A 25412-nucleotide genomic window follows, 5' to 3' on the forward strand; every position below is an offset into this window, starting at 1 on the left:
TCAAAGCCCATCTACTTTTATTTTTATTCTTACAAAGCACGCCGCGTTTTCTTAACACAGTAGACATAACCCAACAGCGCACCATGCTGGCTAAGAAGAACCGCAGTGGCACCCAAAAACCCTATTTTAAAGCCGAAGGAGTATAGCAGGGGGATCACACCTAGCCATTGAAATTAGGGTTATAACCTCATAAGAATTCGCAACGAAATGCAACTCTCACTACCTTGGCAATACTGAATAATTCACTAACAATGACGCAGGCCAAAGCATAAAAAAACGTGATACGATAATCTTCTATAAAAGCTATATTTTCTGTCGTTTTTACGACAACTTCATCATAAAGGGAAACAACGTTCACCATGTCGTCAGCTACAGACTGCGTCGCTACGCTTATTGATGACTTCCAGAAGCGTCGGCCAATTCGCGCCGGTTCACTGATCATTACCGTCTATGGCGACTCTATCGTTCCCCGGGGCGGCACTGTGTGGTTGGGCAGTCTGTCAAAACTGGTGGAGCCCATCGGTATCAATGAACGATTGGTACGCACCTCTGTTTACCGGCTAACCCATGAAACTTGGCTACGCGGTGAAAAGGTAGGGCGTCGCAGCTACTATCGGTTAAGTGGCCCTGGGCGGCGGCGTTTTGAACAGGCCTTTAAGCGTGTCTATCACGGTGTTCAACCCCCTTGGTCTGGCCAGTGGACGCTGGCATTGCTAACACAATTGCCTTCAGACCGACGCCAGCAGATTCGTGATGAACTGGAATGGCTAGGCTTTGGTAGTTTTGCCCAAGGCGTGCTGGCACACCCCACGCTGTCATGCGCGGAAACGACGGCGGCCTTGCAAGAGCTTGATGCGGCAGATGATACAATTGTGATGCAAACACAGGCCATGGAGCCCATGACCAGTAAACCACTGCGCCTGCAGGTAAGAGAAAGCTGGAACCTCGACGAACTCGCCGAGCTGTATCAGCGGTTTCTGGTTAAGTTTCGCCCATTGTGGAATGCGCTCAACGCAGAAAATCATTTGGGTCAGGAGGAGTGCTTTATTGCCCGCACTCTGCTGATTCATGAGTATCGCAAGGTTCAGTTGCGTGATCCCCTGCTACCTGACGAACTACTCCCTACCGCATGGGAAGGTCGCTACGCCCATCAGCTCTGCCGTAACCTCTATCGGTTGCTCTACGAACGCGCTGAGCGCTGGTTAGACAGGCACCTAGAAACTGCCGAAGGCCCATTACCAGCCCCCGGCCCTAGCTTCTACCAGCGCTTTGGCGGGTTGGAGTAAGCGCTAGCGAGAGCGCTTTATCAGTCGTCACATCATCAGTCGTCATATCGTATAAAGTGCATGATGGTGACGACTGATCAAAGACTTACTGCTTATATAAGCCCTATTTCTGATATAAGCTCTATTTCTAATATAGGCTCTACTTCTTATCCAAGGTCTGCTGCTTGGGCTGGGTGTCACCGGCTAACAACGTTGGGCGGTCTGCATCTATTTCTGCCAGCGGTTCACAAGGTTCCAAGCTGTCTCGGCAACGGGTCACTAAGCGCTGGTACTCTTGGGTGCCCTGCTGCTTCCAAGCAAACTCTTCGTCGCTCAGGGGGCGCTTCACTTTTGCTGGCGCTCCCATCACTAACGACTGTGGCTCACACTCAAACCCCGCCTTAACGAACGCTGCTGCCGCAACAATAGAGCGCTCAGCAATATGAGCACCGTCCATCACCACGGCGTTCATACCCACCATGGCATCACGCCCAATTACACAGCCATGCAAAACCGCACCGTGGCCGATATGGCCATCTTTTTCCACTTTAGTGACGCAGCCAGGAAAGCCGTGCATGACACAGGTATCTTGAAGGTTTGCACCCTCTTCCAGCACTAGGCGTCCGAAGTCACCGCGCATCACCGCGCCGGGGCCAACGTAACAATTGGGGCCAACAATCACATCCCCAATCAATACTGCGGTTGGGTGAACATAAGCCGTCGGATGCACCACCGGTGTCACCCCTTCAAGTCGATAGTAAGGCATAACCTTCTCCGTTAGTTTGATTGGCCGTGGCGACGGCTTTGCACCACCACAAAGCGGCTAGCAACAAAGGCTTGGTTACATAAAGAGGCATTCGCCGCTGGATTACCGCCAGTGGCGTGAAAGTCACTGAAAGCAGCCGACTGGTTGACGAATATGCCCCCGTCCAGGTTCAGAGAAAGCGGAGCGGCCACATCCATCGCCAGCTCTTCAAGCTGGTCGGCCACGGCCTCATCGGTGGTGTAGGCTCCGAGGGTGATTGCGCCCTTTTCGCGAATCACCTCACGCGCCAGTTCGATGCTATGCGCGGTGCTGTCGGTTGCGACGATAAAGCTTATCGGGCCAAAGCGCTCCTCACTATAGGCAGCCTTTTGCGCTGCATCCACCTTGAGGATAAGCGGCGTGTGAATGCGGGCGTCAGAGTATTGGGCGTGTTTTCGTGACTCGCTATCCAGGACTATTTCGCCCAAACCACGGCACTCATCAATCCGTGCTTGCGTGTCTACTGACTGCAGGGCACCTAACACCGTGCAGGCGCGGTCATTGTCACTCAGAAACGCCTGAACAGCTTTCGCAAGCGCTGCCGCCACGTCGTCAAAACTGACATGGCCATCCGCTGTGGCAATACCGCTCTTGGGCACATAAATCGCTTGAGGGGTCGTACACATCTGACCAGAATAAAGGCTCAGCGAGAAAGCCAGGTTCGCCGTGACCGCTTTAAGGTTATCTAGGCTGTCAATAATCACCGTATTGATACCGGCTTTCTCGGCAAATACCTGAGCCTGAGTGGCGTTCTGTATCAGCCAGTCACCGAAGGCATTAGAACCAGTGAAGTCGATCAGTTTGACCGCAGGATCAAGCGCCAGCGTTTTGGTCAGCGGGGCATCTGACGTATCGGGTACCAAACTCACCAGGCAGGGGTCAAAGCCTGCTTCTTCCAACACTTCCTGTGCAACGCGGGTGGTCATCGCTACTGGCAGAATAGCGCCGGGGTGCGGTTTAAGCATCACCGGGTTGCCGGTTGCCAAACTGGCGAACAGCCCAGGATAAGTATTCCAAGTGGGGAAAGTTGAACAGGCCACCACCAACGAGATACCCCGCGGCACAATGTGGAAACGCTTATCCATGACAATGGGATCATGCTTGCCTTGGGGCTTAACCCACTGTGCGGTAGCAGGAATCTGCGCCATCGCTTGCCAGGCATAGGCCACGGCTTCAAGGCCGCGATCCTGAGCATGCGGCCCACCTGCCTGAAACGCCATCAACGGCCCCTGACCACTAGTATGCATCACCGCCTGGGCGATCTCCGGACTCATGGCATTAAGGCGCGACAGAATTTCCAGACAGACACCCACACGTGCTTGCACCCCAGCCTCCCGCCAATCACGCATTGCCACTTGCATGGCCGCTATCAGTTCGTCGGGGTTTGGCTGCTCATAATTAATGCCAAGCTCGAAGCCATAAGGTGATATTTCACCACCCACTTGCTGTGTACTGCCCACACTATTAAGTGTAAATGGCTGATTAAGCAGTGCCTCGAAGTTAGCAGGGGCCGCTTTAACAGCATCTTCGGAGTATTTGCGCATGCTTTCTGGATAAGGCGTCCAGAAAGTACGGCTGGCAATTGCTTCGACGGCCTGCTCTAGGGTCTGGCGATGAGAATTGAACATCTGCTGCGCTGATTGCGTCATGGGGCGCTCCTGCACTCACTTATTTTTTTGATACGTTATAGGCAAGAAGACTATCTTTCCCGTAACAAAACATCAAACGCTTTCCCTGGCACCGCTTGTTTAACAATTAGCCCACCACGATCAATAAACTCGATATACACGGGCTAAAGATCACTTTTCGAGCCAATTTTCCACCTTTCATACCATGGTCTAATAACTAACATTCCCCCGCTATAAATACATACAAACCGTTGTTAACAAGACATAAATCATCAAAAATGCTGATAAGCGACACACTAATAACAATCAAACAATATTGATGTGTATCAAAATAAATCTATACTCGGCAGATATTCATCCTGTGCGCCACAGGCCGAACTGAGGTAACAATGCCCACTACTCTAAAAATAACTCCGCCCCTGGAAGGCGTTTTATGCATTACGCTGAATCGCCCTGAAGCACTGAATGCGCTGAATACCCAGCTGCTTGGCGAACTCGCCGACACCCTGAACAGCGCCGATTGTGATGACAACGTTCGCGCCGTGGTGATCACCGGCAGTGCGAAAGCATTCGCCGCTGGTGCGGATATTAATGAAATGGCTGAGCGCGACCTAGTCGGCATGTTGGAAGATCCTCGCCAGCACCACTGGGCCACCATTACGCGTTTTCGCAAACCAATCATTGCTGCCGTTAACGGCTACGCCTTGGGCGGTGGCTGCGAGCTAGCCATGCATGCCGACATCATTATTGCCGGTGAAAGTGCCCTGTTCGGCCAGCCGGAAATCAACCTGGGCATCATGCCCGGTGCTGGTGGTACCCAGCGTCTGCTTAGAGCGGTGGGTAAATCACTGGCTACCCAAATGGTGCTAACTGGCGAGCCCATTTCTGCTCGCCGCGCCCTTGAAGCAGGCCTGATTAGCGAGATTACCCAGCCCGAATTAACCCTTGAGCGCGCCATGGCCATTGCAACGCGCATTGCCGCCAAGGCACCGCTGGCCGTGCGCTTGGCGCGGGAATCGCTACACAAGGCGATGGATACCGACCTAGCCACTGGCCTGCGCTTTGAACGCCATGCGTTCACCTTATTGGCGGGCACTGCCGACCGCAAAGAGGGCATTCGCGCTTTCCAAGAAAAACGACCTGCCACTTTTCAAGGGCACTGACACAAGGATATTACCCATGAGCCAAGCGCCCCTGCTTTACACCGTGGAAGATGGCGTCGCCTGTATCACGCTGAACCGCCCCGATAGCCTGAACAGCTTCAACACTGAAATGCATGCCGAGATGCGTAAGGCGCTAAAAGCCGTGCGTCAGGACTCAAGCGTTCGCGCCTTGTTACTGACCGGCAACGGCCGAGGCTTCTGCGCCGGTCAGGATCTTTCCGACCGAAGCGTCGCGCCCGGCGAGCAAGCCCCCGACCTCGGCGAGTCGCTTGAGAAACGCTACAACCCTATGCTGCGCGCCCTTAAAGATATGCCGTTCCCGACTATTTGTGCGGTGAACGGCGTGGCCGCAGGTGCCGGAGCCAACATCGCCCTGGCCTGCGACATCGTATTGGCCGCTCGTTCGGCAAGCTTTATTCAGGCCTTCTGTAAGATCGGCTTGATCCCAGACTCCGGCGGCACCTGGACACTGCCTAACTTAGTCGGCATGGCGCGGGCCAAGGGCCTGGCAATGCTTGGCGACAAGCTTACCGCCGAGACCGCCGAACAGTGGGGCATGATCTGGCGCTGCGTCGATGATGGGGTGCTTCAGGAAGAAGCCATGAATATGGCTCGCCACTTGGCAACTCAACCAACGCGCGGCTTGGCGCTTATCAAACGTGCCCTGCACGCCAGCAGCGATAACAGCTTCAACGAGCAGCTCGACCTGGAACGCGACCTACAGCGCCTTGCCGGACGCACGGAAGATTACCGCGAAGGCGTCAGCGCTTTTATCGAGAAACGTCGCCCCACCTTCAAGGGAGAGTGATATGTCAGCCCTTCCAACGTCTGCCGTTATTGGTGTGATTGGCGCAGGTGCCATGGGCGCCGGTATTGCTCAGGTTGCCGCCCAGGCTGGCCACTCGGTCATTCTTCATGACAATCAACCCGGCGCTGCCAAAGCGGGCATTGATAACATTCGCCGTCAGCTGGAAAAGCGTGTTGCCAAGGGCAAGATGATCCAAGGGGATGTGGATAACATTATTGCTCGCCTACAACCTGCCGATGCTATCGATGCCTTGGCCGACAGTCATTTGGTTATTGAAGCTATTGTCGAAAACCTTGAGATCAAACGTCAGGTGTTCGCCCAGCTAGAAGCCTTGTGTTCGCCGGACACCTTGCTCGCCAGCAACACTTCGTCACTGTCGATCACTTCTATTGCTGCGAATCTTGAGCGTCCTGAGCGCATGGCGGGGCTGCACTTCTTTAACCCCGCACCGGTCATGAAGCTGGTGGAAGTGGTATCTGGCCTAGCCACCACCACCGACGTTGCCGAAACCCTTTATGACACCGCCGTTGCCTGGGGCAAGGTCGCGGTGCACGCCAGCTCCACCCCTGGGTTCATTGTTAATCGCGTGGCACGGCCATTCTATGCCGAAGGCCTACGCCTGTTGCAGGAAGGTGCTAGCGATGCCGCCACTATCGATGCATTGCTGCGTCAAGCCGGTGGGTTCCGCATGGGGCCTTTCGAGCTGATGGATCTGATCGGTCATGACGTTAACTACGCGGTGACCCGCTCGGTGTTTGACGCCTACTACGGCGATACCCGTTTCGAGCCCTCCTTAGTACAGCAAGCGTTGGTTGAAGCCGGGCGCCTGGGACGTAAGTCTGGCAAGGGCTTCTTTGACTACGCTGAAAGCGCTGCTAAGCCACAGCCTACGTTTGCCGAACCAGCAAATATGGAGCTACCAGCACTTGTCGTACAGGGTGCCAACAGCACTCTCGCGCCACTGCTTGAACGCGCTCAAGAAGCTGGTCTCAATGTGGTGTACCGCGAATCGCTACAGCAAGACGGCTCCCCTCGCCTATACCTAGGCGACCTGGTACTGGCCATCAGCGACGGGCGTTGCGCCGCCGAACGTGCGGTCAATGAAGGGCTCGATGCTCTGGTACTGTTCGATCTATGCCTGGACTACCGCAACGCTAGCGCCATCGCGCTTGCTGCCAGTCACACGGTATCGCCCGAGGCCCGCCAACTTGCAACGGCGTTCTTCCAGCATATGGGAATGGACGTGGCCTGGCTAACCGATACCCCGGGGCTGGTGGTACTGCGCACCGTAGCCATGCTCGCCAATGAAGCTGCCGATGCCGTACTGCAAGGTGTTTGCAGCGCCCAGGATGGCGACCTGGCCATGCAAGCTGGCGTCAACTACCCACGCGGCCCCTTGGCCTGGGCAGATTCACTGGGTCTACCCTTCGTTCACCGCACCCTTACGCATCTACAGCAGAGTTACGGCGAAGAGCGTTATCGCAGCTCGTTCCTGCTGCGTCGCAACGCCCTGAGCGAGGAAAGCTTTCATGAGTGATTCCCAACTGACCCCACAGCAGCTGGCGGAAGCCTGTGCCGAGGCAATGTTTGCCCGTGACCATGCCAGCCAAGGGTTAGGCATGCGCATAACCCGTGTCGCCCCCGGCTTTGCAGAACTGACCATGACCGTGCGCCAGGATATGGTGCAGGGTCACGGCAACTGCCATGGTGGGTTTCTGTTTGCCCTGGCCGATTCCGCCTTTGCGTTTGCCTGCAACAGCTACGATGAGGCCACGGTAGCCTCAGGCTGCAGCATCGACTACCTCGGCCCTGGCCAGCTAGGCGACGAACTGACCGCCACCGCCGAAGAGCGCAGCCGCCGTGGGCGCACCGGTATTTATGACATCACGCTGCGCAATCAGCACGGCGATACCGTTGCCTTGTTCCGCGGGCGTTCCTACAAAATTCGCGGCAGCGTACGCCGCTTGGAAGATACTGACGCAGAAAATACTGCTGCTGGAGATACCCAATGAAAGACGCGCTGATTATTGATGCCATTCGCACCCCAATAGGTCGCTACGGCGGCGCGCTTTCGAGTATGCGTGCCGATGACCTGGGGGCCATTCCCATGCGCACCCTGATGGAACGCAATCCAGGCGTCGACTGGTCGCTGATCGACGACATCTTTTACGGCTGCGCCAACCAGGCGGGCGAAGACAACCGCAACGTAGCGCGTATGTCTGCACTGCTTGCCGGGCTTCCGGTCGAGGTGCCCGGCACTACCATTAACCGCCTTTGTGGTTCAGGCATGGATGCGATCGGCAACGCCGCCCGCACCATCAAGACCGGCGAAGCAGGACTAATGATCGCCGGCGGGGTGGAATCAATGTCTCGCGCGCCTTTTGTGATGGGTAAGGCCGAACAAGCCTTCTCACGCCAAGCCGATATTTTCGACACCACCATCGGCTGGCGCTTTATCAACCGCGCCATGAAAGCTCAGTTTGGCGTGGACTCCATGCCCGAAACCGCTGAAAACGTGGCTGAACAATTTGGCATTTCCCGGGAAGACCAGGACGCCTTCGCCCTACGCAGCCAGCAGCGCACCGCCGCCGCTATCGAGGCTGGCCGCCTTGCTGAAGAGATCATTCCTGTCGAAATACCCCGCCGTAAACAAGACCCACTGGTGGTGGATACCGATGAGCACCCGCGTGCCAATACGACCGCCGAGCAGCTCGCCAAGCTTCCCACGCCCTTCCGCGACGGCGGCAGCGTGACAGCGGGAAATGCTTCTGGGGTTAACGATGGTGCCTGTGCGCTACTGATGGCTTCTGCCGAGCAGGCTGAACGTTTCGGCCTCAAGGCTCGCGCTCGTGTGGTAGGCATGGCCACCGCCGGGGTGGAGCCGCGCATTATGGGGTTTGGCCCCTCTCCCGCTACCCGTAAAGTACTCGCCCAAACTGGGCTTACCCTTGACCAAATGGACGTTATCGAACTTAACGAAGCCTTCGCGGCTCAGGCCTTGGCAGTCATGCGCGACCTGGGACTTAGCGATGATGCCGAACACGTTAATCCCAATGGGGGCGCCATTGCACTCGGCCACCCGCTGGGTATGAGCGGCGCTCGGTTGGTCACCACGGCACTGCATGAGCTCGAACGTCGGCAAGGACGCTTTGCGCTATGCACCATGTGTATCGGTGTCGGACAGGGCATTGCTCTGATCATCGAGCGCTTATAAGCCCATTATTCAAACCATTAGCCAAATCGTTACCCTGACCATGGCTTGCTCATAAAACGTTAGCCCAATAACAATTTGCTTGACCGGAGACTCCTGATGAATCAGCCCGCTACGCGTATCGACACTGCGACTCTCGACCCCTTGGAAACCGCCAGCGTCGACGAGCTGCGCGCCACTCAGGTCAAGCGCCTGAAGTGGAGCCTAAAGCACGCTTACGACAACGTGCCGTTCTATCGCCAGTCTTTCGACAAGGCTGGGGTGCATCCCGACGATATCCACACGCTGGCAGATCTCGCCAAGCTGCCGTTTACCACCAAGGCTGATTTGCGCGACAACTACCCGTTTGGCATGTTGGCCACGCCGATGAGTGAGATTGTTCGCATCCATGCCTCCAGCGGCACTACCGGCCAACCCACGGTGGTGGGCTACACCCAGAAGGATATTGATGTGTGGTCCGATGTGGTGGCGCGATCGATCCGCGCCGCTGGCGGTAGCCGCAACGACAAGGTGCATGTGGCATATGGCTACGGCCTGTTCACTGGCGGACTGGGCGCGCACTACGGTGCCGAGCGTCTGGGCTGCGCGGTCATCCCCATGTCGGGCGGCCAGACTGAGAAACAGGTTCAGCTGATCCGTGATTTCCAGCCAGACATCATCATGGTCACGCCGTCTTATATGCTCAATATCGCCGACGAGATGGAGCGCCAAGGTATCGACCCGCGCACGCTGCCCCTGCGGACCGGCATTTTCGGTGCAGAACCCTGGACCGACAGCATGCGCACGGCCCTAGAACAACGCTTGGGCATCGACGCCCTCGATATTTATGGCCTCTCTGAAGTAATGGGGCCCGGCGTAGGCATGGAGTGTCTGGAAACCAAAGATGGCCCGACCATCTGGGAAGACCATTTCTACCCCGAGATCATCGACCCAGTCAGTGGGGAGGTGCTACCCGACGGCGAATATGGCGAGCTGGTGTTCACTACCCTAACCAAAGAAGGCCTGCCGGTGATTCGCTACCGCACCCGCGACCTGACCCGCCTGCTGCCGGGCACCGCGCGCCCTATGCGCCGCATCGACAAGATCACTGGCCGCAGCGACGACATGCTGATCATTCGCGGCGTGAATGTGTTCCCCACCCAGATCGAAGAGCAACTGCTCAAAATTGCGACGCTTTCGCCCCACTACGAGATCGAAGTTAGCCGCCAAGGCAATATGGACATGGTACGTGTGCGTGTCGAGGCGAGCCATCATGACATCGCCCGTGATCCAGTAGCCTGTGAGCAAGCAGCAAAACAGCTGCAGCATGCCATTAAGACGTACATTGGCATTAGCACCCAGGTTGAAGTGTGTCAGGTAGAGAGCGTGATGCGTTCGCTGGGTAAGGCCAGGCGCGTCAAGGACCTTCGCTAATTCACTCCTTAGCGCCTTAGCCGGCTGGTTTAGCCATACACTGAGACGTTAGAACGACGCCCTTGCAGGCAACCCTGCAAGGGCCTTTTTATACCCACACAGCCAACTTTGATAATAAAAAACGCCACATTAAGAATCACTTATGTTGAGCCACTTTTCCTTTATAAACCAACCACATTGGCTTTATCCGTAATCACAAAGTCTTAAAGTGACACACAAAAATACTTGTTGATAAAATATTTTGTGTCACTATACTTTAAACAAGATAAGTCAAATCCCCTGATAGTCCGACGCCGCGGAGGTCTCTATGTACGCGCAGCTCGTTGAAACCGGTTCTAAAAAACTTAAAACGCTTGATGAGATGGGTCCTGAGGAACGCCAGTTCCAGGAGCGCATCAATGATGAAATCAAAATTGAACCTAAGAATTGGATGCCGGATGCCTACCGCAAGACACTGATCCGTCAGATCTCGCAACACGCACACTCCGAGATCGTCGGTATGCTGCCGGAAGGTAACTGGCTGACACGTGCGCCGACCCTTAAGCGCAAGCTGCAATTGATGGCCAAGATTCAGGATGAAGCGGGTCACGGCCTATACCTTTATAGCGCCATGGAAACCCTGGGCGCCGACCGCGACGAAGAGATCGACAAGCTTCATGACGGGCGCGCCAAGTACTCCAGCATCTTCAACTACCCAACGCTCAACTGGGCAGACATGGGTACGGTCGGCTGGTTAGTTGATGGCGCAGCCATCGTTAATCAGGTACCGCTACAGCGCACCTCATATGGCCCTTACGCGCGCGCGATGATTCGTGTGTGCAAAGAAGAGAGCTTTCACCAGCGCCAGGGTTATCAGATTCTGTTGACCATGATGCAAGAAGGCACTGATGACCAAAAAGCGATGGTGCAGGACTCGATTAATCGCTTCTGGTGGCCTGCACTAATGATGTTTGGCCCGTCCGACGAGAACTCCCCCAACAGCGCCCAGTCGATGGCCTGGAAGATTAAGCGCCACAGCAACGATGAACTGCGCCAGCGCTTTCTCGACCAAACCGTACCGCAGCTAGAGCTGCTCGGCTGCACCGCACCCGACCCGGATCTCAAATATAACGAAGAGACCGGCCACTACGAGTTTGGCGAAATCGACTGGCAGGAATTCTTTGATGTGGTTAAAGGCAACGGACCTTGCAACCGCGAGCGTATCGAAGCACGCCGTAGCGCTATTGATAACGGTGCCTGGGTACGTGAAGCCGCCGTGGCTCATGCCGCCAAGCGTCAACGCAAAGCTGCCTAACACCCACCGCTGATTTTAAACCTGGCTTTTAAAATCTGGTTTTTAAAATCTGGCTTTTAAAATTTAAAACAATAGAGAGCCCCACGTTACGGGGCTCCTCTGACCACTTGAGGTTTCTCTCATGGCTGACTGGCCCCTCTTCGAAGTTTTTATACGCAGCAAACACGGCCTTAACCACAAGCACGTTGGCAGCGTACATGCCGCCGACCGCAGCATGGCAATCGAAAATGCCCGCGAGCTTTACACCCGCCGTAACGAAGGGGTAAGCATTTGGGTGGTTCCCGCCAGCGAAATCACCGCGTCTTCTCCCGATGAGAAAGAGCCGCTGTTTGACCCGTCTAACGACAAGGTCTATCGCCACGCATCCTTCTACAAACTGCCGAAAGAAGTCGGCCACATGTGAGGAGGGAGGCTGTCATGCAGAACGTTGCTCAAAGAAACACGGCTAAGAAAAATAGCGCACAAAAAACACAAGCTCCGTTGATCGATTACCTGCTGCGCCTTGGCGACACAGCCTTGGTACTCGGCCAACGTCACGCACAGCTATGTGGCAAAGCCCCAGCGCTAGAAGAAGAAATGGCGCTAATGAATGTGGGGCTTGATCTGTTCGGTCAGGCACGCAACTGGCTGAGCTATGCAGCTGAACTAATGGTTGCCGAAGGCGATGACAGTCAGGCCAACATTGATGCCGACCAGCTAGCTTTTCGCCGCGATGCCCAGGACTTTCGCAACCTGCTGATGGTTGAACAACCCAACGGCGACTTCGCCGATACCATGGGACGGCAGTTCCTGTTCGATGCATGGCACGTTCATCTTCTTGACGGCTTGGCCGAATCCAGCGACCCACGCATTGCTGAAGTGGCGGCTAAGTCACTTAAAGAAGCCACCTATCACCTACGCCGCTCCTCTGAATGGGTGATTCGCCTTGGCGACGGCACTGAAGAGAGCCACGCCCGTATGCAGCGCGCGCTAGACAATCTCTGGCAATTTACCGGTGAGTTAGTGCAGTTCGACGAGATTGATCAGGCCATGTTTGAAGCTGGCATCGCGCCCGACCCGGAGACCCTGGTTAGCCGTTGGAAAGCCACCGTGGACGAAGTGCTAAAAGAAGCCACGCTAGTGCGCCCCTCCTACGATGCGTGGATGTATACCGGCGGTAAAGTCGGTCATCACACTGAGCACTTGGGCTTTTTATTGGCGGAAATGCAATACCTGCCGAGGACGTATCCTGATGCTACCGTCTGGTAACCCTCCGTCGACGCCTACCGATCACTTGTCGACCGATAGCTTGTCTACCGATGACTGGCCTTCCAAAGACTTGATCGGCAGCGACCGTAGCGGGCTGCCGCCAGCCGGTGAAACAGGTGATGTTGACGCTGTGCTGGCCGTTTTACAGGAAGTGCCAGACCCGGAAGTCCCGGTCGTCAGCGTGGTTGAGCTAGGCATTGTGCGCGATATCGATTGGCAGGATGGACGGCTGGTGGTCAGCGTAACGCCAACCTACTCTGGCTGCCCGGCCACCGAAGCGATTGAGCAGCATATTGTTGAAGCGCTGGAGGCCTCGGGTTATTCAAATCCGCTAATCCAGCGCCGCCTGTCACCCGCCTGGACCACCGACTGGCTGACCGACGCCGGTCGCGAAAAACTACGCGCTTACGGCATCGCTCCGCCAGTGGGAAGTGCCAGCAAGCGGAGTTTGACCGGCCAGTCTGACCCGGTAGTGCCCTGCCCGCTGTGTGGCAGCGAAGCGACCGAACGCGTCAGCGAATTCGGTTCTACGGCTTGCAAGGCGCTCTACCGCTGTCGCGATTGCCTGGAGCCTTTCGATTATTTCAAGTGCCTGTAACTTCAACGATAAATGCAGCGCACTACGATTGACGAGACCATTTCCCATGAGCCGATTTCACGCCTTGACCGTCAAGGATGTACGCAAGGAAACCCATGATGCCGTTTCCATTGCCTTTGACATTCCCGACGATCTACAGGACGCCTTTCGCTTCACCCAAGGGCAGTACCTAACGCTGCGCCACGATATCGATGGCGAAGATGTCCGCCGCTCTTACTCGATCTGCACCGGCGTTCACGAGCATGAGTTGAGAGTTGCGGTTAAATTGGTGCCCGGTGGCAGTTTTTCGACCTTTGCCAACCAGCAGCTGCAGCCCGGCGACCGCCTGGATGTCATGCCGCCTCAAGGCAAGTTCTTTGTGCCGCTTGACCCTAGCCGTGAAGGACACTATCTGGCGGTAACCGCTGGCAGCGGCGTCACGCCCATTATGTCGATTGTCTCTACCACGCTGGAAAGCGAGCCGAAAAGCCGCTTTACGGTGATTTATGGCAACCGCTCTACCACGGGAACGCTGTTTCGTGATCGCCTGCAAGACCTTAAGGATCGCTACCTAGAGCGTCTCAACATTATTTACGTATTCAGTCGCGAGCAGCAGGAAATTGATCTTTACAACGGTCGCATCACTGCCGACAAGTGCAATGCGTTGTTTGACCGCTGGGTAGAGGTATCCAAACTCGATGCGGCTTTCCTGTGTGGCCCACAAGAAATGACCGAGACCGTCCGCGACGTTCTGATTAACCATGGGCTGCCCAAGAACAACGTTCATTTTGAATTGTTCACTGCAAGCCTGCCAACGGCAGGTGCCAAACGTCGCCAAGCAGCACAAGCGAACCAGACGGAAGCCGACTCATCGCTTATTCAAGTGATCATCGACGGCCGCACCATCGAATATAAGCTGCCCCGCAATACCCAGAACATTCTTGACGCGGGCAACGAGCACGGTGCCGATCTGCCGTTCTCATGCAAGGCGGGCGTGTGCTCTACCTGTAAGTCTAAAGTCATCGAAGGTGAGGTGGAAATGGACGCCAATTACGCCTTGGAAGATTACGAAATAGATGCCGGTTACGTGCTGTCCTGCCAGTGCTATCCGATCAGCGACAAGGTGGTGCTCGACTTTGACGAGGTGTAGCCCCGTCACCATCGACTTCCAAAGCCGACGATCGTGTCGGCTTTGTTGATCTTGATACCAACGCCTGATTCCAACAATATTTGCGGGAGAACGCTCAATGCCAGTTTTACAGAGTTACATTGCCGGCCAGTGGTTTGGCAGCACCGAGTCTAAAGCGCTGATCAGTGCCATCAACGGCACCACCGTTGCGCATACTCACCAAGAAGAGATCGATTTCCGCGAAGCGGTGGCATACGCCCGCCACACCGGCGTAAAAAATATCTTAGCGCTCGATTTCCAACAGCGCGCTGCCATTCTTAAGGCGCTGGCCGCCTATATCCAAGAGCGTAAGCGTGAGCTGTATGCTATCTCTCACCACACCGGCTGTACCAAAGCCGACTCTTGGATCGACATTGACGGCGGTTTTGGCACGCTGTTCACCTACGCCTCTACGGGCCGCAAAGAACTGCCTTCTGGTAACGTGGCCCATGAAGGCCCAGTGACGCAATTAGGTAAAGAGAACCATTTCAATGGCACCCACATCCTGGTGCCTCGTCGCGGTGTCTCAGTGCATATTAATGCCTTCAACTTTCCTATCTGGGGCATGCTAGAGAAGTTCGCACCCGCCTTTTTGGCCGGCATGCCGTGTATCTTCAAGCCAGCCACCGCGACGAGTTATTTGACCGAGGCCGCGGTGCGCGTGATCAACGATTCAGGCCTGCTGCCGGAAGGCGCACTGCAGCTGGTGGTCGGTGGGGCCGGTGACTTATTGGATCACCTAGAAGAGCAGGACTTTGTTACCTTTACCGGCTCGGCAAACACCGCCTTAATGCTAAAAAGCCACCCCAACATTATGGCCAAGAGCATTCCGTTCAACGCCGAGGCGGACTCGCTCAACAGCGCGATCATGGCACCCGATATCAGCCCGGAAGATGAAGAGTTCGCGATCTTTGCCAAAGAAGTGGTCAAGGAAATGACCGCTAAAGCAGGCCAAAAATGTACGGCGATCCGTCGAGTACTGGTTCCCGCTGAGCATCTGGATACATTGGCAGGCATGATTAAAGAACGCCTCTCAAATATCGTGGTGGGCGACCCTCATGAAGAAGGCGTACGCATGGGCGCGCTCTCTTCCAGCGACCAGCTGCGTGACGTAAACGAGGCTATCGATCAACTACTGGAAACCAGTGAGTGCGTTTTCGGCAGAGACGGCAGCTTCAAAGCAGTCGGCCAGGGCGTGGAAAACGGCGCGTTTATCTCTCCCCACCTGCTGATCAACCGTAACCCGTTAAACGACGGCGGCGCTCACGATATTGAAGCCTTTGGCCCGGTCGCGACGCTAATGCCCTACAACGGTATCGACGAAGCACTGGCTATTGCCGCCAAGGGCAAGGGCAGCTTGGTCACCACACTAACCACCAAAACTCCCGCCATTGCTGCCGAAATGATTCCTGTGCTGGCCGCCCAGCATGGCCGTCTACAGATCCTTGATGCCCAGGCAGCCAAAGAATCGACTGGCCACGGCTCTCCGCTACCGATGCTCAAGCATGGTGGCCCAGGCCGCGCAGGTGGTGGCGAAGAGCTTGGTGGCATTCGTGCGGTTCACCACTATCTACAGCGCACTGCTATCCAGGGATCTCCGACCATGGTGGCGGCAGTTACCGGGGAGTATGTGCGTGGTGCGAAGGTGCTCGAAACTGACGTTCACCCGTTCCGTCGCCATTTCGATGACCTGCAGGTGGGCGAGTCACTACTAACCCATCGCCGCACCGTCACCGAAGCTGATATCGTCAATTTTGGCTGTCTTTCCGGCGACCACTTCTACATGCACTTCGACGATATTGCCGCCAAAGAAACCCAGTTTGGCCAACGCATTGCCCACGGCTATTTTGTACTGTCGGCCGCCGCTGGCTTGTTCGTTTACCCAGGCGAAGGTCCCGTACTGGCTAACTACGGCTTGGATACACTGCGCTTTATTACGCCGGTGCTGGTTGGCGATACTATCCGCGCCCGCCTCACCTGTAAGCGTAAAATTGATCAAGGCCGGGCTTCTCCTGACGGGCACCCGCAAGGTGTGGTGATGTGGGACGTGGCGGTGACCAATCAACATGACGAGTTAGTTGCCAGCTACGACATTCTAACGCTGGTCGCAAAGCGCCAGTAACGGCTCAGCCTAATAGCCAGACATAAAAGCAAGGCAAAAAAATGACAGGGCAAACGCCCTGTCATCTTTTTGTATCGTACGAAAGTTAATAAAACCGTTTTAATACAGCAGTCGTGGCAGGAACAGCACAATGGCGGGGAAAATAAGTACCAACAACGCACGTATGGTACCCGCAACCCAGAAGGGGGTGACACCACGGAAGATCGTGCCTGTGGATACGTCCGGCAGGACGGCTCGCAATACAAACACGTTCATACCGACAGGGGGTGTTATCAAGCTAATCTCAATAACGATGACCACCAGTATGCCAAACCACACCAAGTCGTAACCCAGCCCCGCCACTACCGGGAAAAATACCGGCACGGTGAGCAGCAACATCGACATGCTTTCAAACACGCAGCCCAGCACCACATAGATCGCTATAATCACTAAAATGACCACAAAAGGTGCCACATTCAAGCCATTAACTAGCGCCAGCAGGTCACCAGGCAACCCAGCTCGATTAATGAAGTTAGCAAAGATCAGCGCCGTTAATACCACGGCAAACAACATCGCCGTGGTACGCACCGTATCCATTAGCACATTCATTAACACCGTGGGCGTTAACGCTCGATGCATCAGCGCAATCAGAAATGCGCCCATCGCACCGATACCGGCCGCTTCGGTCGGCGTAAACACACCAAGATAAATACCGCCAATCACCAGTACAAATAGCGCCAGCGTACTGCCTACGCTTTTCAGTGCTTGAATGCGCTCTGGCCATGGCACTTTCTCTGCCGCTGGACCTGCACTGGGGTCGCGCCAGAGCACCCACTTAATGGCACCAATGTAGAGAAAGATGCCAAGAATACCGGGGATAAAGCCAGCCGCGAACAACTCACGAATGCTGGTTTCAGTCAGGATTCCGTAAATTACTAGCATAACGCTTGGTGGAATCAAGATACCCAGCGTGCCACCCGCCGCAATGGAAGCAGCAGCCAGCGAATCCTTATAGCCATATTTACGCATTTGCGGCATGGCAACTCGGCCCATGGTGGCGCACGTCGCTAGACTTGATCCACATATCGCGCTAAAACCGCCGCAGGCAACGATCGTCGCCATCGCCTGGCCGCCCTTGCGATGACCTAGAAAACCATTCGATGCTCGAAATAAGGCATCGGATAATCCCGCATGAGAAACAAAGTTGCCCATTAGTATGAACAAGGGTATGACGGACAAGCCGTAATCCATGGCCGTGTCTACCACCCGGCGCGCCGCCATTGCCTCAGCCGCATTCCAATTACCGGTCAGTAAGTAGAACCCCGCAAAACCGACAATGCCCATTGCAAACGCCAGGGGCACACGCAGAAACACTAATATCAACAGTACTGCGAAACCGTACAGCGCTTCAGTCATGGGGCTCTCCTTTGCTTAATGGGCCACCGTGTTCAATTACCTTGAATCCCTCAAGCAAATAGAAAACAGCTCGTATGAGGGTAAGCAGTGCTGAAAGCGCTAGCATGATGGCGATCAATCCGATCAGATAGCCATGGGGTATACGTAAAAACTCGGTCACATCTCCCCAGGAAAACGCGCGCTCTGCGAGCGCCCATACCCGTTGTGCCATCACCCAGAGGGCAGCAGTCACGATCAGGTTGACGATCACTTCACGTATCCAGATAAGCTTTACTGGGAAAACCGCATCAAGCAGATCGACGCTGACATGCTCTTGGCGCCAACAGACGACCGGCAGCGATAGAAACACCAACGCCGCCAGCATCAATTGAGTTAGCTCCACAGCACCAAGAATAGGGGAATTAAAAAAGTAGCGGCCGCCTACGTCAGCAGTGGTCAACAGCATCATGCCAAAGAGGGTAGCGCCTGCCACCCCCTCCAACATCAGCTGCAGAACCCGACTAACGCGCGTAGCACGTGCCATTTGGGTTTGCATGATTGCTCTCCGTCCAGCGCCAGTGGAAACTTACTCTGCGTTGTCTGGTACTAGTTCATCTGGCACTAAACTGCTAACGCTCTCTTCTTCCGCTGCAGCGACCAGCTGTTCGCGATAGAACTCGATAGCGGCCATCGCATCCACGTTACGGTTTTCTGAGACAGACTCAGCCCACTCAGCAATCATGTTGTCACTCATACTTTTCAGCGTATTGAGGTCGTCATCACCTAGCTCAGTAAAGGTGTGGCCAAGCTCTTCTGCAAAGTCGACGCCCCGCACATCGGATACGTCCATCATGTAACCGAACAGGCGAGATAAACGCTCACCAGAAACAGATTCGACAGCTTCACGATCTTCAGGCGACATTTCATCCCAGATCATTGGGTTAACAACAATGGTGAAACTGCCGCGGTAGAAGCCGCCATCAACTTTAAGGGTGTAGGGGAAAATTTCTGCGACACGGAAGCTGCGCAGCCCTTCAGGCACTAGCATGGCACCGTCGATAACGCCTTGTGAGCCTGCTTCATAAACGCCAGTAGGCGGCAGTGCAACACCGGTCAGTTCTAGGGCATTGGAGAGATCCCCCATTACGCCGCCGCCAACGCGAATACGTTTGCCTTTAAGGTCTTCTAAGGTGTCGTACTGCTCGCTGCTGAAGATCCAACCCGGGCCATGAACACCGGCAGCGACTACATCAACACCACGGTGTTCGCCAGCAGATGCTAAGTATTCTTGATGAGTGCGCCAGTAAGCGCTAGACGCGTTTTCTGATGAGAACTCCTGAAAGGTGGGGAATTCCGGAAGTTTGGTTAGTTGAAAGCGGCCCGTGTTATAGCCGTGGAAAACCCAGGTTGCATCAGCGATACCATCGGCAACCATTTCCATTTGGGAAACAGGGGGCCCCATATCATGTATCACGTCTACCGTGACGCGTCCTTCCGTGGCTTCTTCAATCCACGCTTTCCACGTTGGCCATACGATGGTGTTGATACCGTGGTTAGGGCCAGCCCAGGTACTCACGGTGATGGTTGTTTGTGCTAAGGCGGGCGTGCTCAATGTTGCGGCAGCGATAGCGCCAATCATCAGGTTTGTTGTTTTGTTCATTTTTCTTTCCTCTGGTCGTCACGAACTGGGAGCCAAAACGTGATACCTTATTTTTGTAATAAAAAAAATATTCGAATCACGTTTATTATCACAATGCCTGCAGATACATGGATCGCGCAACGATCCATCGACTAATAGATGATAATACTTAAGTATAGTGCTAAATTATTATTTTAAATTACAACCACTTAAATCACATTGATTTGCCTTTGAGCGTTTCAAAGTTGCTGTTTTCAATTACTTTTCTAGCTCACCTTTTTTGTTACACAATTTGTTTCTGAAAGCCCATAAGCGACACGCCATAACCAAAAAAACAGCGTGATAACTGGCACAGAAAGCCGAGAGAGGTATTTCATGAGTGCTTTATCCAATCCTCTCCAACTGCCGTTCAAGCTTGCGCATGGTGTTAAGCAAGTCACGATATTCACCAACGCTCAGAGTCGACACCAGATCGGCTTCCCACGCCTGAGCTTCAGGCACTAACTTATTAAGTAGCGCTTGCCCGGCTTCTGTTAGCTGCAAATCATGTAGCCGCTGATCCTGCTGCGAAGGAGTGCGGCTGATCAGACCGCGCTCTTCCAACGACTGAATAGCCCGAGACACGCGCGCCTTGTCCATATTGGTATAGGCACAGACCTTCTTGGCGGTTAAATCATCGCAGTGGCTAAGCCACGCCAGCACGCGCCATTGCGCGATATTGAGCTGATAAGACTCAGCATAAAGTGCTTCAAGCGCTTGGCTGATACGGTCAGCGAGGCGGTTCAGCTGATAGGGTAAAAACTGATTTAGGTCTAACTCTGCCCTGACTGAAGATTCCAAAGGTGTTTCGTTGTCTGCTTTATCCATCGTCATGGTGTTTCTCCTAGCGCCGCCATTTATCGGTGGGGAGTGAAAAAAAACAGCACGATAGCTGGGAATATCGGCACCAGCAATGCACCTACTCACCCCTCACTTATCCTCTACTGCTCTCCAGCCGTTTCCCACGTGGCGATATAGTAGCGTCATAGCAGCAGACGCATTACCAGCGTTACTGGCATCACTAATTGTTAAATTAGCAGACCTTTAATGAAACTAACCCTAGGAGGAACACTGCCGCTAGATGATCTCTTATGCAACTAATTTGCGTATTATGATTATTAGACTTAGGTATTAAAATGCAACAAACAGCTGATTTTTTAGGCATTATTGCCTTTATCTTGCAAAAACATGGCTAGTAAGCACGTAGCATACTGGACATTTAGTTTCATAAGAAACTATCCTCCTGGCATACAACGATCTGAATCACCCTGATAGCACCGGAGATACCATGAGCAAGAAGTTTGCATCCCATGCCGACACCGAAGAAAAACAGATCAGTTTCATCAAGCTGGCAGAAGGGCTTTACGCTTACACGGCTGAAGGTGACCCCAATACCGGTATAGTGATTGGCGATGACAGCGTGATGGTCATCGACACCCAGGCCACGCCCATCATGGCCCAGGACGTTATCCGCCGTATCCGCGAAGTGACTGATCTACCAATTAAGCATGTGGTCATGTCTCACTATCACGCCGTCCGTGTACTGGGGGCTTCCGCGTATAACGCTGAGAACATCTACGCAAGCCAGAACACTTATGACCTAATTGTCGAGCGTGGACAGCAAGACTATGAATCAGAAGTTGGCCGTTTCCCGCGCCTGTTCAAAGGCGTCGATTCTGTCCCTGGTTTAACTTGGCCAACCATTGTCTTCCAGGAAAAACTGACCGTCTTCATGGGTGAGCGCGAGGTACAGATCATCCACTTGGGCCGCGGACACACCAAGGGCGACACCATCGTCTGGTTACCGAAAGAAAAAATCATGTTTGCCGGTGACCTCGTTGAGTATGGTGCCACTCCTTATACCGGTGACGCTTACCACGAGGACTGGCCGGCCACGCTTGATCGCCTCCAGGCCATGCAGCCTCAAAAGCTGGTGCCCGGCCGTGGCGATGCGCTGCAGACTGCCGAGCAGTGCCAGGAAGCTATCCAAGGCACCCGCGACTTTTTGAATGATATGTATGGAAGTGTCAAAGCAGGCAAGGCGGCGGGCAAATCGCTCTCCGAGTGCTACGCCGACACCTACGCATTGCTGAAACCAAAGTATGGCCATTGGGTCATCTTCGACCACTGTGTGCCTTTCGACATCACGCGCTGCTATGACGAAGCAGGCGGCGAATACCCAGATCCCCGCATTTGGACAGCAGAGCGCGATACCGCTATGTGGCACTCGCTGCAGGACGCTGTCGAAAATCAGTAAGTGCTTACTAGAGACACCCACTGATCACGCCCAGCGTCGGGAGCTATGCCCCGACGCTGCAGGGGAGCAATAGATGCCAACTACCTATAAAAATCCTGTCTATCCTTACCGACGCCCGCCCGAACTCGATAGTCAAAACGTTCGCCATTGCCCGGTGGTGATTGTCGGTGCCGGACCCAGCGGCCTCGCCGCCGCTATTGATTTAGCTAAGCAGGGCATTCACTCCATTGTCCTCGACGATAACAACACCGTTAGCGTGGGTTCCCGGGCGCTGTGCTTTGCCAAGCGTTCACTGGAAATTGTCGACCGTTTGGGCTGTGTCGAGCCGATGCTTGAAAAAGGCGTCACTTGGCAGCACGGTCGCGTCTTTTTCCAAGACCGCGAAGTGTACGACTTTAACCTGCTGCCCGAAGACGGCCATCGCATCCCGGCCTTTATTAACTTGCAGCAGTATTACTTTGAAGAGTTTCTGGTCAACCGCGCTCACGACTTTGCTGAACAGATTGATCTGCGTTGGAAACACAAGGTCATTAATGTCGATGCTCAGCCTGACAGCACCACCCTCAACGTCTCTACTCAGGATGGTGATTATCAACTGACCTGTGACTATCTTCTTGTCGCGGATGGCGCTAACAGCCGAATTCGCGACATGCTGGGCCTTGAGTGCAAAGGCCAGGTATTCCAAGACCGCTTCCTGATTGCTGATGTGGTGATGAAGGCCGACTTCCCGACAGAACGCTGGTTCTGGTTTGATCCGCCCTTCCACCCCAATCAATCAGTACTGCTACACAAAGAACCCGACAATGTGTGGCGTATCGACTTCCAGCTAGGCTGGGACGCTGACCCGGAAGAAGAGAAGAAAGAAGAGAACATTCGCCCACGGGTACAAGCCATGCTTGGACCAGACGTGGAGTTCGAGCTTGAGTGGGCCAGTGTCTACACTTTCCGCTGCCGTAAAATGGATAACTTTATTCATAACAGCGTGATATTCATGGGCGACGCGGCTCATCAGGTTTCCCCCTTCGGGGCCAGGGGAGCCAACGGTGCCCTGCAGGGCGTAGACAACTTAGTCTGGAAGCTTGCTCGAGTGCTCAAACAGCAGGCACCTAAAACGCTACTGTCCACATACAACACTGAGCGCCAGCACGGCGCGGCAGAAAACCTCCTTAACTCTACCCGCGCCACCGACTTTATTACCCCGAAGAGCCATATTAGCCACGTGTTCCGCGATGTGACGTTGGAGCTGGCTGAGAAGCACCCCTTCGCACGTAGTCTGGTCAACAGCGGCCGACTCTCTATGCCGTGTCGCTATGACCACTCGCCGCTCAATACTCCCGATGTGGACGGCGGCCCAAGTGAGTTGCGCCCCGGCAGCCCCATTAAAGATGCCCCTATTCGAGTAGGCGAAGAGAACGCCTGGCTACTCAATCAGTTTGGCGATGGCTTTGTGTTGCTGCTCGACGGCCGTGCTGATGATCAACACGACGCTACTGTGTTGAAAGACCTAGATACTCTGCTAGAGCGACGCCCCGATGTCAGCCTAGTGATCGTTGGCCCCACGCCGCAGGCGCTCAGCACGCTACCGCGCACCACCGTGGTGGATGATGCTGAAGGACTAGTCACCCAGCGATACGGCCTGAAAGCAGGTGCCGGGTACCTTATCCGTCCCGACCAACACGTTGCTGCTCGCTGGCACGCCATCACTGCCCACCAGGTTGAAGATGCCTTAGACCGCGCGCTGGGCGTGCATCTTGCGGGTACCGCTGACACTACCTTTCAGGAGCGTTGCCATGCCAAGGCTTGAATTGAATCCCAACTTCACTGACCCGGATGCGTTTTACGCGGCACTCACCGCACTACACCGCGACCGCAGCGAAGCCGACAGCGAACGCATCAATGCACGCTTGATTTTGCTACTGGCTAACCACATCGGCGACCAAGCGGTGCTTGAAGAAGCGATGTCCCATGCGGTGGCTGATGGCGATCAATAGCCGCGCCTTAAGTTTATAAAAAGGCAGGTTTATAAAAGATAGGTTTAGCAAAATAACGTTCAAATAAAGCAGGACTAAACAATGACTGAACAATTAAAGTATCAAAACGGCTTTCATAACCACTTTTCAACCGAAGCGCTGCCAGGTGCACTGCCGATTGGGCAAAACTCACCGCAAAAGTGCGCTTACGGCTTATATGCAGAACAGCTCACTGGCTCCGCATTTACAGCACCACGTCATCAAAACTTTCGTAGCTGGCTTTACCGCATTCGCCCTTCAGTGGTTCAAAGTGCTTACCAACCACTAGAAAATAACAACGACGTACACACCGCCCCATTAGAACGCCCAGCAGCCGACCCTAACCAAATGCGTTGGGACCCCGTTGCGATACCAGATGCCCCGACTGACTTTATTGATGGTTTATTCACCATTGCAGTCAACGGGGATGCAGGCACCCAGGCTGGCGTGGGCGTACATGTTTATACGTTCAATGAAGACATGACCGAGCGTTTTTTCTATAACGCAGATGGCGAACTGCTCTTCGTTCCGCAGTTGGGTGCTATACGCCTGCGCACCGAATTTGGTGAACTTGAGATTGATAACGGTGAAATTGCCGTTATTCCGCGCGGTGTGAAATTCCAAGTGCGCAGAGCGCAAGGTGTCGATGCTGCGCGAGGATATATTTGCGAGAACTACGGCAGCCCGTTAGAGCTACCCGGCCTTGGGCCTATTGGGGCTAACGGCTTGGCAAACCCGCGCGACTTCCAAAGCCCAGTAGCGGCTTATGAAGATCTAGAGGGTGATTACCGCTTAGTGGCTAAGTTCTCTGGTCGTTTCTGGGAAACTAAACTAAACCATTCGCCGTTAGACGTAGTGGCGTGGCACGGTAACTGCGCGCCGTATAAATATAACCTCGCTAATTTTAACACCATTAACACGGTGAGCTTCGACCATCCAGATCCTTCAATCTTTACCGTATTGACGTCACCTTCCGATACAGCGGGAATGGCAAATCTGGATTTTGTAATCTTCCCACCGCGCTGGATGGTTGCCGAGAATACCTTTAGGCCACCCTGGTTCCATCGCAACCTGATGAGCGAGTTTATGGGGCTTATCCACGGTGAGTACGATGCAAAAGCGGAAGGCTTCACCCCCGGCGGTGCCAGCCTGCACAACTCAATGTCGCCCCATGGCCCGGATGCTGAAACCTTTGAAAAAGCCTCCAACGCCGAGCTTAAGCCTCAGTTCCTAGGGGATACGTTGGCCTTCATGTTCGAAAGCCGCTACTTATTCCATCCGACCCCTGCGGCACTAGAGGCTGACTTCCGCCAACGTGACTATGTGGATGTTTGGTCGACGCTGCGCTCGCACTTCGACCCAAGCAAGCCCTAACACTATCAAGCCCTAATA

The 25412-nt window shown here is 54.4% G+C and carries 23 protein-coding genes; 17 read left to right on the top strand and 6 right to left on the bottom strand.

Going from position 1 to position 25412, the window contains the following annotated elements; genetic code table 11:
• Positions 1–359 precede the first annotated feature (359 nt).
• Positions 360–1286, top strand: a complete 927-nt coding sequence (paaX, locus tag K1Y77_RS14850) for a phenylacetic acid degradation operon negative regulatory protein PaaX (RefSeq protein ID WP_264429247.1) — start codon at positions 360–362, stop codon at positions 1284–1286.
• A gap of 139 nt (positions 1287–1425) precedes the next feature.
• Here paaX and paaY read toward each other — a convergent pair whose 3' ends face one another.
• Complete coding sequence (paaY, locus tag K1Y77_RS14855; RefSeq protein WP_030070893.1) at positions 1426–2031, bottom strand: phenylacetic acid degradation protein PaaY; 606 nt, start codon at positions 2029–2031, stop codon at positions 1426–1428.
• 11 nt (positions 2032–2042) lie between these two features.
• The gene (gene paaN / locus K1Y77_RS14860) at positions 2043–3719 is read right to left on the bottom strand and encodes a phenylacetic acid degradation protein PaaN (protein ID WP_264429249.1); all 1677 of its coding nucleotides are present in this window, start codon (positions 3717–3719) and stop codon (positions 2043–2045) included.
• 368 nt (positions 3720–4087) lie between these two features.
• On the opposite strand from paaN, the gene paaF reads away from it, so the two are divergent.
• The 12 genes from paaF to paaZ all read left to right on the top strand — a co-directional run bounded on the left by paaF (position 4088) and on the right by paaZ (position 16702).
• Entirely contained in the window at positions 4088–4861 is a 774-nt protein-coding gene (paaF, locus tag K1Y77_RS14865) for a 2,3-dehydroadipyl-CoA hydratase PaaF (protein ID WP_264429250.1), read from the top strand.
• Between the two features lie 16 nt (positions 4862–4877).
• Entirely contained in the window at positions 4878–5669 is a 792-nt protein-coding gene (gene paaG / locus K1Y77_RS14870) for a 2-(1,2-epoxy-1,2-dihydrophenyl)acetyl-CoA isomerase PaaG (RefSeq protein ID WP_264429253.1), read from the top strand.
• A gap of 1 nt (position 5670) precedes the next feature.
• Complete coding sequence (paaH, locus tag K1Y77_RS14875) at positions 5671–7206, top strand: 3-hydroxyacyl-CoA dehydrogenase PaaH (RefSeq protein ID WP_264429255.1); 1536 nt, start codon at positions 5671–5673, stop codon at positions 7204–7206.
• Positions 7199–7681, top strand: a complete 483-nt coding sequence (paaI, locus tag K1Y77_RS14880) for a hydroxyphenylacetyl-CoA thioesterase PaaI (protein ID WP_231657871.1) — start codon at positions 7199–7201, stop codon at positions 7679–7681. Before paaH ends, paaI begins: the two co-directional genes overlap by 8 nt.
• Positions 7678–8883: a 3-oxoadipyl-CoA thiolase gene (pcaF, locus tag K1Y77_RS14885; RefSeq protein ID WP_264429259.1), complete on the top strand. Its 1206-nt coding sequence runs from the start codon at positions 7678–7680 to the stop codon at positions 8881–8883. The genes paaI and pcaF overlap by 4 nt, the downstream gene beginning before the upstream one ends.
• A 96-nt stretch (positions 8884–8979) precedes the next feature.
• Positions 8980–10293: a phenylacetate--CoA ligase PaaK gene (gene paaK, locus K1Y77_RS14890; protein WP_030070902.1), complete on the top strand. Its 1314-nt coding sequence runs from the start codon at positions 8980–8982 to the stop codon at positions 10291–10293.
• Between the two features lie 307 nt (positions 10294–10600).
• A complete protein-coding gene (gene paaA, locus K1Y77_RS14895; protein WP_030070903.1) occupies positions 10601–11587 on the top strand; it encodes a 1,2-phenylacetyl-CoA epoxidase subunit PaaA in 987 nt (328 codons plus the stop codon).
• Positions 11588–11708: 121 nt separating this feature from the next.
• Positions 11709–11990, top strand: coding sequence for a 1,2-phenylacetyl-CoA epoxidase subunit PaaB (gene paaB, locus K1Y77_RS14900; protein ID WP_009723077.1), 282 nt, complete (start codon positions 11709–11711; stop codon positions 11988–11990).
• Between the two features lie 14 nt (positions 11991–12004).
• Positions 12005–12835, top strand: coding sequence for a 1,2-phenylacetyl-CoA epoxidase subunit PaaC (paaC, locus tag K1Y77_RS14905; RefSeq protein ID WP_264429264.1), 831 nt, complete (start codon positions 12005–12007; stop codon positions 12833–12835).
• On the top strand, positions 12819–13433 hold the full coding sequence (paaD, locus tag K1Y77_RS14910) for a 1,2-phenylacetyl-CoA epoxidase subunit PaaD (protein WP_264429266.1): 615 nt from the start codon (positions 12819–12821) through the stop codon (positions 13431–13433). The genes paaC and paaD overlap by 17 nt, the downstream gene beginning before the upstream one ends.
• 46 nt (positions 13434–13479) lie before the next feature.
• Positions 13480–14562, top strand: a complete 1083-nt coding sequence (gene paaE / locus K1Y77_RS14915; protein WP_030070914.1) for a 1,2-phenylacetyl-CoA epoxidase subunit PaaE — start codon at positions 13480–13482, stop codon at positions 14560–14562.
• 97 nt (positions 14563–14659) lie between these two features.
• Positions 14660–16702, top strand: a complete 2043-nt coding sequence (paaZ, locus tag K1Y77_RS14920) for a phenylacetic acid degradation bifunctional protein PaaZ (RefSeq protein WP_264429268.1) — start codon at positions 14660–14662, stop codon at positions 16700–16702.
• A gap of 99 nt (positions 16703–16801) precedes the next feature.
• Here the strand turns inward: paaZ and K1Y77_RS14925 are convergent, their stop codons facing one another.
• The 4 genes from K1Y77_RS14925 to K1Y77_RS14940 form a co-directional block, all read right to left on the bottom strand.
• Positions 16802–18097 carry a TRAP transporter large permease gene (locus K1Y77_RS14925; protein WP_030070918.1) on the bottom strand — a complete coding sequence of 432 codons (1296 nt, stop codon included), beginning with the start codon at positions 18095–18097 and terminating at the stop codon, positions 16802–16804.
• Positions 18090–18632 carry a TRAP transporter small permease gene (locus tag K1Y77_RS14930; RefSeq protein WP_264017490.1) on the bottom strand — a complete coding sequence of 181 codons (543 nt, stop codon included), beginning with the start codon at positions 18630–18632 and terminating at the stop codon, positions 18090–18092. The genes K1Y77_RS14925 and K1Y77_RS14930 overlap by 8 nt, the downstream gene beginning before the upstream one ends.
• 30 nt (positions 18633–18662) lie before the next feature.
• Positions 18663–19736, bottom strand: coding sequence for a TRAP transporter substrate-binding protein (locus K1Y77_RS14935; protein WP_030070921.1), 1074 nt, complete (start codon positions 19734–19736; stop codon positions 18663–18665).
• Positions 19737–20099: 363 nt separating this feature from the next.
• Positions 20100–20588, bottom strand: a complete 489-nt coding sequence (locus K1Y77_RS14940; RefSeq protein WP_264429271.1) for a MarR family winged helix-turn-helix transcriptional regulator — start codon at positions 20586–20588, stop codon at positions 20100–20102.
• Between the two features lie 454 nt (positions 20589–21042).
• On the opposite strand from K1Y77_RS14940, the gene K1Y77_RS14945 reads away from it, so the two are divergent.
• The 4 genes from K1Y77_RS14945 (at position 21043) to hmgA (ending at position 25394) form a co-directional block, all read left to right on the top strand.
• The gene (locus tag K1Y77_RS14945; protein ID WP_030070925.1) at positions 21043–22011 is read left to right on the top strand and encodes an MBL fold metallo-hydrolase; all 969 of its coding nucleotides are present in this window, start codon (positions 21043–21045) and stop codon (positions 22009–22011) included.
• Positions 22012–22084: 73 nt separating this feature from the next.
• The gene (locus K1Y77_RS14950; protein ID WP_030070927.1) at positions 22085–23815 is read left to right on the top strand and encodes an FAD-dependent oxidoreductase; all 1731 of its coding nucleotides are present in this window, start codon (positions 22085–22087) and stop codon (positions 23813–23815) included.
• On the top strand, positions 23802–24002 hold the full coding sequence (locus K1Y77_RS14955; protein ID WP_030070929.1) for a DUF2783 domain-containing protein: 201 nt from the start codon (positions 23802–23804) through the stop codon (positions 24000–24002). The genes K1Y77_RS14950 and K1Y77_RS14955 overlap by 14 nt, the downstream gene beginning before the upstream one ends.
• An 81-nt stretch (positions 24003–24083) precedes the next feature.
• Complete coding sequence (gene hmgA, locus K1Y77_RS14960) at positions 24084–25394, top strand: homogentisate 1,2-dioxygenase (protein ID WP_264017487.1); 1311 nt, start codon at positions 24084–24086, stop codon at positions 25392–25394.
• Positions 25395–25412 lie beyond the last annotated feature (18 nt).

The organism is Halomonas qaidamensis, assembly GCF_025917315.1.
Taxonomy (GTDB): domain Bacteria; phylum Pseudomonadota; class Gammaproteobacteria; order Pseudomonadales; family Halomonadaceae; genus Vreelandella; species Vreelandella qaidamensis.

Coding starts and splice junctions, on each gene's coding strand:
- K1Y77_RS14945 (WP_030070925.1), top strand. CDS start 21,043: ATGAGCAAGAAGTTTGCATCCCATGCCGACACCGAAGAAAAACAGATC.
- paaD (WP_264429266.1), top strand. CDS start 12,819: ATGCTACCGTCTGGTAACCCTCCGTCGACGCCTACCGATCACTTGTCG.
- K1Y77_RS14930 (WP_264017490.1), bottom strand. CDS start 18,632: ATGCAAACCCAAATGGCACGTGCTACGCGCGTTAGTCGGGTTCTGCAG.
- K1Y77_RS14925 (WP_030070918.1), bottom strand. CDS start 18,097: ATGACTGAAGCGCTGTACGGTTTCGCAGTACTGTTGATATTAGTGTTT.
- paaE (WP_030070914.1), top strand. CDS start 13,480: ATGAGCCGATTTCACGCCTTGACCGTCAAGGATGTACGCAAGGAAACC.
- paaK (WP_030070902.1), top strand. CDS start 8,980: ATGAATCAGCCCGCTACGCGTATCGACACTGCGACTCTCGACCCCTTG.
- pcaF (WP_264429259.1), top strand. CDS start 7,678: ATGAAAGACGCGCTGATTATTGATGCCATTCGCACCCCAATAGGTCGC.
- hmgA (WP_264017487.1), top strand. CDS start 24,084: ATGACTGAACAATTAAAGTATCAAAACGGCTTTCATAACCACTTTTCA.
- paaI (WP_231657871.1), top strand. CDS start 7,199: ATGAGTGATTCCCAACTGACCCCACAGCAGCTGGCGGAAGCCTGTGCC.
- paaA (WP_030070903.1), top strand. CDS start 10,601: ATGTACGCGCAGCTCGTTGAAACCGGTTCTAAAAAACTTAAAACGCTT.
- paaB (WP_009723077.1), top strand. CDS start 11,709: ATGGCTGACTGGCCCCTCTTCGAAGTTTTTATACGCAGCAAACACGGC.
- K1Y77_RS14955 (WP_030070929.1), top strand. CDS start 23,802: ATGCCAAGGCTTGAATTGAATCCCAACTTCACTGACCCGGATGCGTTT.
- K1Y77_RS14935 (WP_030070921.1), bottom strand. CDS start 19,736: ATGAACAAAACAACAAACCTGATGATTGGCGCTATCGCTGCCGCAACA.
- paaF (WP_264429250.1), top strand. CDS start 4,088: ATGCCCACTACTCTAAAAATAACTCCGCCCCTGGAAGGCGTTTTATGC.
- paaC (WP_264429264.1), top strand. CDS start 12,005: ATGCAGAACGTTGCTCAAAGAAACACGGCTAAGAAAAATAGCGCACAA.
- K1Y77_RS14950 (WP_030070927.1), top strand. CDS start 22,085: ATGCCAACTACCTATAAAAATCCTGTCTATCCTTACCGACGCCCGCCC.
- paaH (WP_264429255.1), top strand. CDS start 5,671: ATGTCAGCCCTTCCAACGTCTGCCGTTATTGGTGTGATTGGCGCAGGT.
- paaX (WP_264429247.1), top strand. CDS start 360: ATGTCGTCAGCTACAGACTGCGTCGCTACGCTTATTGATGACTTCCAG.
- paaN (WP_264429249.1), bottom strand. CDS start 3,719: ATGACGCAATCAGCGCAGCAGATGTTCAATTCTCATCGCCAGACCCTA.
- paaZ (WP_264429268.1), top strand. CDS start 14,660: ATGCCAGTTTTACAGAGTTACATTGCCGGCCAGTGGTTTGGCAGCACC.
- paaG (WP_264429253.1), top strand. CDS start 4,878: ATGAGCCAAGCGCCCCTGCTTTACACCGTGGAAGATGGCGTCGCCTGT.
- K1Y77_RS14940 (WP_264429271.1), bottom strand. CDS start 20,588: ATGACGATGGATAAAGCAGACAACGAAACACCTTTGGAATCTTCAGTC.
- paaY (WP_030070893.1), bottom strand. CDS start 2,031: ATGCCTTACTATCGACTTGAAGGGGTGACACCGGTGGTGCATCCGACG.